Annotated in this window: 10 protein-coding genes; 5 read left to right on the top strand and 5 right to left on the bottom strand. The window is 57.2% G+C overall.

Translation table 11 applies throughout. The annotated features are described in order from the left end of the window. Positions 1 to 438, top strand: coding sequence for a SufE family protein (locus ELE36_RS07705; protein ID WP_165371528.1), 438 nt, complete (start codon positions 1 to 3; stop codon positions 436 to 438). A 22-nt stretch (positions 439 to 460) separates the two neighbouring features. Here ELE36_RS07705 and ELE36_RS07700 read toward each other — a convergent pair whose 3' ends face one another. Continuing rightward, on the bottom strand, positions 461 to 952 hold the full coding sequence (locus ELE36_RS07700; protein WP_129832513.1) for a DUF1249 domain-containing protein: 492 nt from the start codon (positions 950 to 952) through the stop codon (positions 461 to 463). 168 nt (positions 953 to 1,120) lie between these two features. Between ELE36_RS07700 and ELE36_RS07695 the strand changes: the two genes are divergently transcribed. After that, positions 1,121 to 2,755 carry an NAD(P)/FAD-dependent oxidoreductase gene (locus ELE36_RS07695; RefSeq protein ID WP_129832512.1) on the top strand — a complete coding sequence of 545 codons (1,635 nt, stop codon included), beginning with the start codon at positions 1,121 to 1,123 and terminating at the stop codon, positions 2,753 to 2,755. A 7-nt stretch (positions 2,756 to 2,762) separates the two neighbouring features. On the opposite strand, the gene ELE36_RS07690 is transcribed toward ELE36_RS07695, so the two are convergent. From ELE36_RS07690 to ppsR, 3 genes are all read right to left on the bottom strand, one after another. Further along, positions 2,763 to 3,191, bottom strand: coding sequence for a hypothetical protein (locus ELE36_RS07690; RefSeq protein WP_129832511.1), 429 nt, complete (start codon positions 3,189 to 3,191; stop codon positions 2,763 to 2,765). Beyond that, on the bottom strand, positions 3,178 to 3,762 hold the full coding sequence (locus ELE36_RS07685; RefSeq protein ID WP_242512387.1) for a nucleotidyltransferase domain-containing protein: 585 nt from the start codon (positions 3,760 to 3,762) through the stop codon (positions 3,178 to 3,180). Before ELE36_RS07685 ends, ELE36_RS07690 begins: the two co-directional genes overlap by 14 nt. A gap of 143 nt (positions 3,763 to 3,905) precedes the next feature. Next, the gene (gene ppsR, locus ELE36_RS07680) at positions 3,906 to 4,721 is read right to left on the bottom strand and encodes a posphoenolpyruvate synthetase regulatory kinase/phosphorylase PpsR (RefSeq protein ID WP_129832510.1); all 816 of its coding nucleotides are present in this window, start codon (positions 4,719 to 4,721) and stop codon (positions 3,906 to 3,908) included. A gap of 175 nt (positions 4,722 to 4,896) precedes the next feature. Here ppsR and ppsA point away from each other — a divergent pair, with 175 nt between their 5' ends. The 3 genes from ppsA (at position 4,897) to ELE36_RS07665 (ending at position 11,676) form a co-directional block, all read left to right on the top strand. Beyond that, the gene (gene ppsA / locus ELE36_RS07675; protein ID WP_129832509.1) at positions 4,897 to 7,272 is read left to right on the top strand and encodes a phosphoenolpyruvate synthase; all 2,376 of its coding nucleotides are present in this window, start codon (positions 4,897 to 4,899) and stop codon (positions 7,270 to 7,272) included. Between the two features lie 9 nt (positions 7,273 to 7,281). Beyond that, positions 7,282 to 7,728 (top strand): hypothetical protein, encoded by a 447-nt coding sequence (locus ELE36_RS07670; RefSeq protein ID WP_129832508.1) that lies wholly within the window; start codon positions 7,282 to 7,284, stop codon positions 7,726 to 7,728. Positions 7,729 to 8,355: 627 nt separating this feature from the next. Further along, positions 8,356 to 11,676 carry a S41 family peptidase gene (locus ELE36_RS07665; RefSeq protein ID WP_129832507.1) on the top strand — a complete coding sequence of 1,107 codons (3,321 nt, stop codon included), beginning with the start codon at positions 8,356 to 8,358 and terminating at the stop codon, positions 11,674 to 11,676. A gap of 80 nt (positions 11,677 to 11,756) precedes the next feature. Here the strand turns inward: ELE36_RS07665 and ltaE are convergent, their stop codons facing one another. Further along, positions 11,757 to 12,770 (bottom strand): low-specificity L-threonine aldolase, encoded by a 1,014-nt coding sequence (ltaE, locus tag ELE36_RS07660; protein WP_129832506.1) that lies wholly within the window; start codon positions 12,768 to 12,770, stop codon positions 11,757 to 11,759. Positions 12,771 to 12,802 lie beyond the last annotated feature (32 nt).

Below are 12,802 nucleotides of genomic sequence, written 5' to 3'. Positions count from 1 at the left end.
ATGTCCACCGAACCCAGCGCCGAGATCGCGCAAGAAACGATCATCGAAGAGTTCGGATATTTCGGCGACTGGACCGAGCGTTATCAATATCTGATCGACCTCGGCCGCAAACTGCCGCCATTTCCCGAGGCGTTGAAAACCGAGCAGCACAAACTGCATGGCTGCCAGTCGCAGGTGTGGATTGTGCCGGGTGGCAATGCAGCGCGACTGGAGTTTCAAGCGATCAGCGATTCTTCGATAGTCTCGGGCTTGATCGCGCTCGTGCTGCGCGTTTATTCGGCGCGACCGGCGCAGGAAATCATCAGCACCGAACCGCGTTTTATCGATGCAATCGGTTTGTCATCGCATCTTTCGCTGACGCGCACGAATGGCCTCGCGGCGATGCTGAAAGCGATCAAGGATTACGCGCGCTTGGCGTTGGCGCAGTCTGCGGCGTAGGCGGCGCCGACAAACTTCAGTCTCAGGCGGCGACATCCGGCAACGGCGTGACCACACGTTCCAGCGTACCGGCGGAATGTCCCTGTTCACCGAGATATTCCAGCCAACGCGTGAGAAAACTGTTCATGCGCGTGCGATGCTGGAACACCGTTCGCGCCGATGGAAACGGCCCGAGCACTTGCCACAGGCGTTTACCGGGAACGCAATGAATGGCTTCGGCGACGTGCGCGTCCTGATACATACGCAGATACGCCGAAGGTGCAAACTCGCCGGTGTCGGCATCCAGCATGCAATACGTCAGGCGCAATTCGAGCATGTAGCGATGCCGTTCGAGCAATTCCAGACGCACGTCCAACCCATCATCGACGCTCGACATGTACAGGCCTACGCCGAGTTTTTCCGGCGCGAACAAACGCGTCAGGCGATGATAATTTTCCGCGTACAAACCCATCAGGAACGCGAAGCGTCCTGGCAGTAGCGCGCTGGAAATCGGGGAGTCAATCGCTCTGGTCATGGGCGGATTATACCACCCGAAAAAAAGCGGCTTTTCGCTGCCGTATCGTGACCAGCGAGCCGCGCGGAAAAGTCGCAACAGCATAGTCCGCAGCAGGCACGGTAGAATTGCACACCGTCTGCACCGCTGGCGATTCGCCTTGATACGAGGCCGATCCGGAATCCGAACATGTTGCGTTTGAACGAAATAAAACTGCCGCTCGATCATGCCGAAACTGCGTTTGTCGATGCGATCCTGCAGCGGCTTGGCATCAACTCGGATGAGCTGATCGGCTACACGATTGCGCGACGCAGCGCCGACGCGCGCCAACGTGGCGCGATCACGCTGATCTATTCGCTGGATGTCGAAATACGCAACGAAGCCGCGCTGCTGCAGCGTTTGCAAGGCATACCGCATATCGTCCCGACACCCGATACGAGCTATCGTTTTGTCGCTCATGCAGCTACCAGCGAATCACGACGCCCGGTCGTGGTGGGCACCGGACCGTGCGGAATTTTCGCCGCGCTAGTGCTGGCGCAGATGGGCTTTCGGCCGATCATTCTGGAGCGCGGCAAAGCCGTTCGCGAGCGCACCAAAGACACTTGGGGCCTGTGGCGCAACGGCAAACTCGATCCCGAATCGAACGTGCAATTCGGTGAAGGCGGCGCAGGCACATTTTCCGACGGCAAGCTCTACAGCCAGATCAAGGACCCGCAACACTACGGCCGCAAGGTGCTCAACGAATTTATCAAGGCCGGTGCGCCGCCGGAAATTCTCTACGTCAGCAAACCGCATATCGGTACGTTCAAACTCGTTACCATCGTCGAGCATATGCGCGCGACGATCGAAGCGCTCGGTGGCGAATTCCGCTTCGGCAACAAGGTCGACGATATCGAAATCGAACACGGCCGGGTGCGCGGATTGACTGTGAATAACGGTACGCAGATCGACGCACAACACGTAGTGTTGGCGATCGGCCACAGTGCGCGCGATACGTTTCAGATGTTGTTCGATCGTGGTGTTTATATCGAGGCCAAACCGTTCTCGATCGGATTTCGCATCGAACATCCACAATCGCTGATCGACCGCGCCCGTTACGGCGCGCACGCGGGCAATGCGATCCTCGGCGCCGCGGATTACAAACTCGTACATCACTGTCGCAACGGACGTGCGGTCTACAGCTTTTGCATGTGCCCGGGCGGCACCGTGGTGGCGGCGACCTCGGAACCAGGCCGCGTGGTCACCAACGGCATGAGCCAGTATTCGCGCAATGAACGCAACGCGAATAGCGGCATTGTGGTCGGCATCACGCCGGACGATTATCCGGGCGATGCACTCGCCGGCATAGCGTTCCAGCGCCACTGGGAAGAACGCGCGTTCGAGCTTGGCGGCCACAACTACAACGCCCCGGCGCAACTGGTCGGCGACTTCATCGCGACGCGCGCATCGACGCAGCTCGGCACGGTCGAACCGTCTTACAAACCCGGCGTTTCACTCGGCGCGCTCGATAGCAGCCTGCCCGCCTACGCAATCGACGCAATCCGCGAAGCCTTGCCCGCGTTCGAGCGTCAGATCAAGGGCTATTCGATGCACGACGCCATTCTCACCGGCGTCGAAACGCGCACCTCATCGCCGATCCGCATCAAGCGCAACGAGACTTATCAAAGCCTGAATACACAAGGCTTGTATCCCGCCGGCGAAGGCGCCGGTTACGCGGGCGGCATTCTTTCGGCGGCGGTGGATGGCATCAAGGTCGCCGAGGCGGTGGCGTTGGATATGTTGCGTGGAATGCAAGCGGCAACGGCAACGCAAGACGCTCCATAAACCGAGTTTACGGATTAGCTAGCGGAGCCAGTGTTTCGACGCGCCTCGCAACATCTTCTGCAACACGCAGCAAGGCGAGCAACAGCGGCTCATCGATATCGAGTTCGCCCTCGTACTCTGCAAGATTGCGTTTGCGATGTGCCTGATCCAGCACACGCCATTGCTCCGTCGGCAATTGCAAGGTGTGTATCAAACTCTGAAAAACCAGATAGCGGTTTTCCGAGCGGTAGCCATGCCAGCGCAATGCCGCCAGTGACAAAGCATGCGTGGCGTTGTAGGCCAGATCGAAACGGCTTTCCAGGCTCAGGCTGGCGTTCGCCGCGTCTTTCAAACGCACCCGACCGGAGTGCAGCAAGCCAGCGAGTTCCGACTGCGTTGCAGGCTCGATCTTGAGTTTGCCAATGCGGACCAGATTGTCCAGCTCAGCCGGTGACATCAGTTTCACTTCCGATCAAAAGTATGTGTTGCCCTGCCAGCATTTTCGTCAAAAAAGCATTCCCCTGTTTACGTCTTTTATTAAATTCAGCTCGTGTATACAAGGTGGGATGGATTACTCGGCTCAACAGTTTTTCAGCCGAGGCCAGCGCTGCGTAAACGTCTTCCAGCGCAAGCTCATCGGCGACGATCAACACATCGATATCACTACCGGCATGTGCGCTATTTTTTGCGACGGAACCATACACCAGCGCCATGACGATGTGATTCTGCAATGGCGTTAAAGCCGCACGCAAAGGGTCAACCAGCCCTACGGTTTTTTGTATGAGGCTGCGCAGTTCGGCAAAAACCGGGGAGTCTGGATTGGCTTGGTAGTGCTTCTGATTGCCCAGCCTGGTTACCGTAGCCAGCCCGCTATCGGCTAGACGCCGAAGCTCACGTTGTACCGCGCCCGAGCCAGCGCCAATCAACTCTATGAGTTCTGTCGCGAAGAAACTGCGCTGCGATTGACCGAACAGCAAGGCCAGCACACGTTGCTGCGTCGCCGAAAACAGCGCATCAGCCAGCCCCATGCCCGGTTGCGTGGGAGCAGGCGCGTGTGTGGACACAACCTTACGTTTGACGCTCCTATTCTTTATACCCATTTTGGGCATGGTAGTACCCATTTTGGGTATATTGCAACCATTATCCAGCAACAGCGGCGTCCGTTGCCGGGTTAATACATCTGCTTGTCGATGCCCAGACTCGACAAGATCTTGCTGCCGATTTCCTCGATCGAGGTATGCGTGGTATTCAGCCACGGAATATTCTCTCGGCGCAATAATCGGTCGGCCTGATCGAGTTCCCAGCGGCATTGCGCAAGCGTCGCGTATCGGCTGTTCGGCTTGCGCGCTTCGCGTACTTGCGCGAGTCGATTGGCATCGATACTCAAGCCGTACAGCCGCGCGCGATACGGCACGAGTCGTTTCGGCAGTTCGAGTTTTTCCAGATCCTCGTCGGTCAGCGGATAATTCGCCGCCTTCACGCCGAAATGCAGCGCCATGTACAAACAGGTCGGCGTCTTGCCGGAGCGCGATACACCGACCAGAATCACATCAGCATCGGCGTAGTTGAAATTGGCGCCATCGTCGTGCGTCAGTGCGTAGTTGGTGGCGTTGATGCGTGCCTCGTATTCGGCGAAATTGACGAGGCCGTGAGCCTTGCCGATGCTGAGTTTGCGTTTCACGCCAAGCTCGTTTTCGAGCGGCTCGATGAACGGCGCGAACACATCCATCATCAACGCACCGCTGCTGGCGAGAATCTCGCTGAGCGCCGGATCGATCACGGTATTCACCACGATCGGGCGCGCGCCGGTCTGCGCGTACAAAGTCTTGATGCGCAACACCGCCGCTTCCGCATGTTCGGCGCTGTCAACGAACGGAATGCGGTACGTGTCGAACTGCACGTCGTCGAATTGCGTGAGCACGCTGTGGCCGATCGTCTCGGCGGTGATACCGGTGCCGTCGGAGATATAAAAGATGGTTCGACGCATGACGATTCCGATAGCGTAAAATGCCGCAGTCTACGCGATCCGTGTAAATCTGCCGCAGATGGTCGGCGCATGCTTGTTTCATCGCGTCTAAACACCGAAAATTGCATTTTCTTGGGTTCGTTCGTGCGCGCGGACCGGACCACACACTTTTTTTCCCATGATTCGGAGATTTCCCTTGAGCGACTTGGTGCTTTGGCTGGACAAACTGCGGCTTGACGATCTTGCGCAGGTGGGCGGCAAGAATTCTTCGCTCGGCGAAATGATCGGCAATCTCGCGCAACTCGGCGTATCGGTGCCGGGTGGTTTTGCGACCACCGCGCAAGCGTTCAAGGACTTCATCGAATATGAAGGATTGGCCGATCGCATCCAGCAACGGCTGTCCACACTCAACGTCGATCACGTCAGCGAGCTGACGAAAGCCGGCACCGAAATTCGTCAATGGCTGATCGACAATCCGCTGCAACCGGCGCTCGATGCAGCTATTCGTGCTGCCTACAAAAAAATGTGCGCCGATGCGGGCGGCGAAGTCGCGGTCGCGGTGCGCTCGTCTGCCACTGCGGAAGATTTGCCGGACGCATCGTTCGCCGGTCAGCAGGAAACCTTCCTCAATGTGACTGGCGAAGACGACGTCATCCACAAAGTGAAAGAGGTGTTCGCGTCGCTGTACAACGATCGCGCCATCGCCTATAGAGTGCATCACGGTTACAAACACGAAGACGTGTTTTTGTCGGCCGGAATTCAGCTTATGGTGCGCTCGGATATCGGCGCATCGGGCGTGTTGTTTACGCTGGATACCGAGTCCGGATTCCGCGATGTCGTGTTCATCACGTCGAGTTATGGCCTCGGTGAAACCGTGGTGCAAGGCGCGGTCAATCCCGACGAATTTTACGTCTACAAACCGACCTTGAAAGCCGGAAAACCGGCGATCCTGCGCCGCCAAATCGGCTCGAAGCAAATCCGCATGGTGTATTCGGACAAAGCCGGCGAGCGCGTGCGCACTGAAGATGTGCCGACTAATCTGCGCCGCCAGTTTTCGATCAACGATGCCGATGTGCAGGAGCTCGCGAAGCAGGCACTGGTGATCGAGGACCATTACGGCCGCCCGATGGATATCGAGTGGGCCAAGGATGGCAACACCGGCAAACTTTATATCGTGCAAGCACGCCCGGAGACGGTGAAATCGCGCCTGCGCACGACCACGCTGGAGCGCTTCAATCTTCTCGAACGCGGCAAGGTATTGATCGAGGGCCGCTCGATCGGGCAGAAGATCGGCGCGGGTGTCGCACGCGTGATTCGTTCGATCAGCGAGATGGATCGCCTCAAGCCCGGCGACGTGCTGATCGCCGACATGACCGATCCCGATTGGGAGCCGATCATGAAACGCGCCTCGGCCATCGTCACCAATCGCGGTGGCCGCACGTGTCACGCCGCGATCATCGCGCGCGAGCTCGGCGTGCCGGCCGTGGTCGGCTGTGGCGATGCCACCGATGCGATCAAGGACGGTGATGAAGTCACCGTATCCTGTGCCGAAGGCGATACCGGATTCATCTACTCGGGCTTGCTCAAGTTCGAGCGTATCGAAGCCGATCTCGAACACATGCCGCCGGCGCCGCTCAAGATCATGATGAATGTCGGCAACCCCGAACGTGCGTTCGATTTCGCGCAATTGCCGCACGCCGGCATCGGCCTGGCGCGGCTTGAATTCGTGATCGCGCGGCAGATCGGCGTGCATCCGAAAGCGCTAATCGAATACGCCAAACAATCGCCCGAGCTGAAAAAACAGATCGACGATGCAATTGTCGGTTACGCCGATCCCGTGAGCTTTTATGTCGATCGCCTGGCCGAAGGTATCGCCACATTGACCGCCGCGTTCGCGCCGCATCCGGTGATCGTGCGCCTGTCGGATTTCAAATCGAACGAATACGCGAATCTGCTCGGTGGCAAACAATACGAACCGCACGAGGAAAATCCGATGATCGGTTTCCGCGGCGCCTCGCGTTATGTCGATCCGAGTTTCAAGGATTGTTTTGCGCTCGAATGTCGCGCGATGAAAAAAGTCCGCGACGAAATGGGGCTGACCAATGCGTGGGTCATGATTCCGTTCGTGCGCACCGTCGATGAGGCGAAAAAAGTCATCGAAGTGCTCGCTGAAAACGGTCTCGTGCGTGGCGAAAACGGACTGAAGCTCATCATGATGTGCGAGCTGCCGTCGAACGCACTGCTGGCCGATCAGTTCCTCGAAATTTTCGACGGTTTCTCAATCGGCTCGAACGATCTGACCCAGCTCACGCTCGGCCTCGATCGCGATTCCGCCGTGGTCGCGCATCTTTTCGACGAGCGCAACGACGCGGTCAAGATGCTGCTGAGCATGGCGATCAAGGCCGCGCGCGCCAAAGGCAAATACATCGGCATCTGCGGCCAGGGTCCGAGCGATCATCCCGACCTCGCCGACTGGCTGATGGATCAAGGGATCGAATCGGTGTCGTTGAATCCGGATACGGTGGTCGATACTTGGCTGCGATTGGCGCAGCGCAAGCATAAATCTAGCTAGGCCCGCAAGATGAAGTATTTCACATCTGAATGGTGGGGTAGCGGATGCGAAGGAGCGGATGGAGTCTTCGAAAAGTATCAACGCTACATCGACTCCGTAAAAGATCGTCTACCCAAAGCAGCGCTGGATTTCAACGCAAATCACACCTTGCATGACTCCGAGGTCAAACTGATCGTCAATGACTTTCAGAAAAGAGAAGCGAGACTAACGTTTCATGGCTGGGACACCGCGTTTGAAAAGAAAACTTGCTACCGCCTCACCTTCTCCAACGTCGTGCTATTTGAACAGTGCTATCCGCAGGCGGACTATTTCGATACAGAATTGGGAGACTTGGGTTATTGGGAATGGGAGGTAGTTCCCGAGGGTATCGAGCTTCGAATGCTGTTCGTATCGTCTGCAACGTTTAGGCTCGTCTTCAATGATTTTTCCTTCAAGCATGAAGCACTGCAGGCCTAACTCGCTCAAGCGGACTATTACGGTCGTAGTAGCAAATTGAATCTCATCGCGGTAGCAGCCGGCTATCTCAAGCGTTAGGCCGTCATAAAAGTATGGATCCGCTTCTTTGCCCGCACTGTGGTAAGCGATGCCTCGGGTTTTGGGCCAAGACATCCCTTGGCCCTGCCCAAAAAAAGTTTTGCCGCTCTTGCGGTCAACCAGTCAGCGCTTCATGGCTTTGGGCATTGCCCATGTTATTGCTAAGTTCGGTCGCTCCACTCGGTGGAATGTTTTTTGTCATCGCATGCAGCGACATCATTCCATTTGGGTGGTTCGTTCCAGCTTTCGTATTCGGCGGCTTTCTTTGTTGCATACCCTTCATCTGGCTGTACTATCGCTTTGTTCCTCTGGTGGCGCGGATGGCATAACTATGCGATCGAGCGATTGGTACCGAATCTCGCGCCATTAACTCATGTGATCGAAAACGCCATCATTGCCGCTACTCAGAATGATGGCTGCACTCGCACGCAACCATTCCACGCTGCGTTGCATCTACCTGCCACCACACCATGGCTTTCGTCCCTGCTGTACCGATGCATCACGGCGTACAGTGGGGCGAGCACACTCGCCGTAACTCCGAGAAAACCGATGACACTGCCCCGCTCGCTTCGTCTTGTTTTTGCGCTTGCTTTTTGCGCCGCCGCACCGCTCACCGCCGCGCAAACCAAGTTGCTGCGCTTCCCGGATATCTGCAACGACCGAATCGTGTTTACCTACGGCGGCGACTTGTGGACGGTTTCTGCACAAGGCGGTACCGCGATTCGACTCACCGCCGGGCCGGGATTGCAGGAGTCGGCGAAGTTTTCGCCGGACTGCAATCAGATCGCGTTCACCGGCGATTACAGCGGCGAAGATCAGGTGTATGTGATGCCGGTCAACGGCGGCGTGCCGACGCAGCTCACGTATTACCCGGCGCTCGGCCCGCTGCCACAACGCTGGGGTTTCGACAACCAGGTTTATGGCTGGGCGCCCGACGGCGGTCGCATCCTGTTTCGTTCCTACATCGAGGGTTTTGAGCTCAGCCAACCGCGGCTTTTCACGGTCGACAAGAACGGCGGTATGCCGGATGCGCTACCGATGCCGATCGCTGGTGTCGGCAAATATTCACCGGACGGAAAACAGCTGGTGTACTCGCCGTTGTTCCGCGATTTCCGCACGTGGGATCGTTACCAGGGCGGCTGGGCGCAGGATTTGTACATTTTCGACATGGCCACGCAACAGGGCCGCAACATTACCAACAATCCGCGCACCGATCGCGATCCGATCTGGATCGGCAACGCGATTTATTTCGTCTCGGATCGCGACGATGTACTCAACTTGTTTCGCTACGACATCGCCAGCAGCCAGACCACGCAGCTGACCAAACATCGCAACTTTGATATGCGCTGGGCCAGCGGTGATCGCAACGGCCATATCGTCTACGAGCTAGGCGGCGAGCTGCGTGTATACGACACGAACACGAATCAGGATCGCGCCATCAGCATCCAGGTGCCGACCGATGGCGTGCCGACGCGCGCTGAACATATCGCGGTCGCCGATCATGTTGAACAGTTCGCGCTGAGCCCGCATGGCGAGCGCACTTTGTTCGTCGCACGCGGCGATCTGTTCAGCGTGCCGGTGGAAAAAGGCATCACACGCAATCTCACGCACAGCTCGGATGCGCACGAGCGCGAAGCGGTCTGGTCGTCGGATGGTCAACGCATCGGCTACGTTTCGGATGCGAGCGGCGACGAGGCGATCTGGATCCGCGACGCCGATGGCAACGGTGTACCAAAACAACTCACGCACGAAGTGTATGGCCGTTTATACGTCCCGCGTTTCTCGCCAGACGGCAAGCATATCGCGTTCAGCGACAGCGCCAATCGTTTGCTGGTGGTCGATGTCGCAACCGGCAAGACCGACGAGATCGCGCATGATCCGCTGCAACTGCAACGCGATTACGCATGGTCGGTCAAAGGCGGTTATCTGGCGTATGCACTGTTTGGGGAGAACCAGCAGCCATCGATTTTTATCTGGAGCGCAGGCAGCGGTAAAAGCACGCATGTTACCGATCCGATGTTTGGCGAAACCACTCCCGCATTCTCGCCGGACGGCAAGTTTTTGTATTTCCTCGGCGCGCGCGAATGGGCACCGCAAATCAGTACGGTGGAATTCAACTACGCCGCGAATCGCAGTGTCGGCATCTACGCCCTCACCTTGCAGAAAGACGGGCCGAGTCCGTTCCCGGTACAGAACGACGAGGCTAAGACGCACGAAGACAGCGACGAAAACAGCAAGGACAAGGAAAAAGAAAAGTCCAAGGACGAGAAAAAATCCAAGGATGAAAAAGCCGTCAACGAGCGCATCGATTTCGACGGCCTGGCATCACGGCTGACGCGCGCGCCGATCGACGCCGACAATATCCAGTCACTCATAGTGACGAAAAAAGCCATCGTCTATTCGATCAATGACGGTTTTTATTACGGTCGCGACGGTCGCTTCAAACCGCAGATGCATGTCTTTAATCTGAAAGATCGCAAGGACAAGACGCTGGTTGAAAATGTGGAAAATGCTGCATTTTCCGAGGACGGTGAAAAGCTCTTGGTCGAAAGCGACAAGACCTACAAAGTCTATGACATCGGCGGCGATGGCAAGGATGCGAAAGGCATCAACCTCTCCGGCCTGACGATGACACGCGATCCGCAGCAGGAATTCGCCGAGATTTTCCGCGAAGTCTGGCGCCGGTATCGCGATTATTTCTACGTGCCGAACATGAATGGCTACGACTGGAAAGCGTTGCGCGCGAAATACGAACCACAGCTCAAATACGTCGGCGATCGTTCCGATCTGAATTACCTGCTCGGCCAGATGGTGGCGGAACTCAACAACTCGCATTCGTATGTCAGCGGCGGCGATTTGAAGCTGCCGAAAAAACCGAACGTGGCCTTGCTCGGTGCGCGCTTCGAGCTCGACAAGAGTGCCGGTCGTTATCGCATTAAGAGCATCATGCCGGGCGAAAACGATGAGGAGCGATATCGTTCGCCGCTGACCGAAGTCGGCATCAATGTGCATGTCGGCGACTACATCATCGCGATCAACGGTCAGGAGCTGATGGCCAACGATAACCCGTATCGGCTGTTGCAGATTGCGCCCGGACAACCGGTCGAACTACGTGTGAATGCCAAGCCGACTGTCGAAGGCGCGCGCAGTGTGCTGGTCAAGCCGATCGCGAGCGAAACCGCGCTGAAGTATCACGCGTGGGTCGAGCACAATCGTCGTTACGTCGAGCAACAAAGCGGCGGCAAGCTCGGTTACCTGTACATCCCGGATATGGGCGGTGATGGCATCCGCGAATTCATCAAGTGGTTCTATCCGCAGATCACCAAGCAAGGCCTCGTCGTGGATGTGCGCAATAACGGCGGTGGCAATGTTTCGCCGATGATTATCGAACGCCTCGCGCGCAAGGTGCTCGGCACCAATTTCGATCGCAATTCGAGTGTGACCGGCACCTATCCGGGGCAAGCGTTCCACGGCTACATGGCGGCATTGATCAGCGAATCGACCGCATCGGATGGTGATATTTTTTCCTACATGTTCAAAAAAGCCGGACTCGGTCCGACCATCGGCAAACGCACCTGGGGCGGCACGGTAGGTATCAGCGATTACGGCCCGGTGATCGATGGCGGCCAAGTCGAAGTGCCGGAGTTTGTCGCGATTGCCGACCTCGACGGCAACTACCACGTCGAAGGCGAAGGCGTACCGCCGGACATCGATGTCGACAACGATGTGCTCTCGACGATTCAGGGCAAGGATCCGCAACTCGATCGCGCCATCGCCGAAATCATGAAAAAGGTGCAGGCCAATCCGATGATTTTGCCGAAGCATCAGGCCGATCCGATCAAGGCGCCGGCGGATATGCGGCCGAAGTAATCGTCGCTGCAAATCAATCACGCGTGCGATCGTTTGATCGCACGCGTGTCTGAAAGCAATCTACGCAAAACTCGAATCGTTCAATTCCCGGCGAAATATTCGTGCGCAATTCGCAGCGCGGTTCCGACCTGCGCACGATCCACATCCAAATGCGTGACCCAGCGTTGCCGTGTGCTGCCGGTGACGAGAATATTTTGGGTAGCGAGGTGTTTCGCGAATTTTTCCGCATGTTCGGCGGCGACATCGACGAATACGATATTGGTCTGCGGCAGGGTCACTTTGAGCGCCGGAACTTTCGCCAGGCCGTTGGCGAGTATTGCAGCATTGGCATGGTCTTCGGCCAAGCGCTGCACATTGTTTCGTAGCGCATATTCGCCGGCAGCGGCGAGAATTCCGGCCTGACGCATGCCACCACCGAGCATCTTGCGCCAGCGGCGACCGGCGTGAACAAAGTCGCGCGAACCAAGCAATAACGAGCCGACCGGCGCACCAAGTCCTTTCGACAGGCACACCGACACCGAATCGAAATGGCGCGTGATCTTCTGCGCCTCAATGCCAAGCTTCACCGACGCATTGAACAAGCGCGCGCCATCGAGATGCAGGCCCAGACCGCGATCGCGCGCGAGTTTTTCCGCGGCGGCAAGATATTCCAGCGGCAAAACTTTCCCACCGATCGTGTTTTCCAGCGCGAGCAAACGCGTGCGGGCGAAATGAAAATCGTCGGGCTTGATCGCGGCAGTAATATCACTTAACGCAATCGAACCATCCGGCTGATTGCTGATAGGCTGCGGCTGGATGCTGCCGAGCACAGCCGCGCCGCCGCCTTCGTATTTGTAGGTGTGCGCATCCTGCCCGACCAGATATTCGTCGCCGCGCTGGCAATGCACGAGTAACGCAATCAGATTGGTCTGAGTGCCGCTCGGCGCGAATAACGCCGCCTCGAAACCCAGCGACTCGGCGGCGTAATGCTCGAGATGATTGATGCTCGGATCGTCGTGAAATACGTCGTCGCCGACCTCGGCGCTGGCCATGATGCGGCGCATCTCCGCGCTCGGTCGCGTTACCGTGTCGCTGCGAAAATCTATCGGTTGCATGCACGCTCCTGAGCGCGAGTGGATGATCGAAG

The sequence above is a fragment of the Pseudolysobacter antarcticus genome, from assembly GCF_004168365.1.
GTDB classification, from domain to species: Bacteria; Pseudomonadota; Gammaproteobacteria; order Xanthomonadales; family Rhodanobacteraceae; genus Pseudolysobacter; species Pseudolysobacter antarcticus.
Note: the sequence above shows the minus strand (reverse complement) of the source record. Positions and strands in the feature narration are given on the sequence as shown.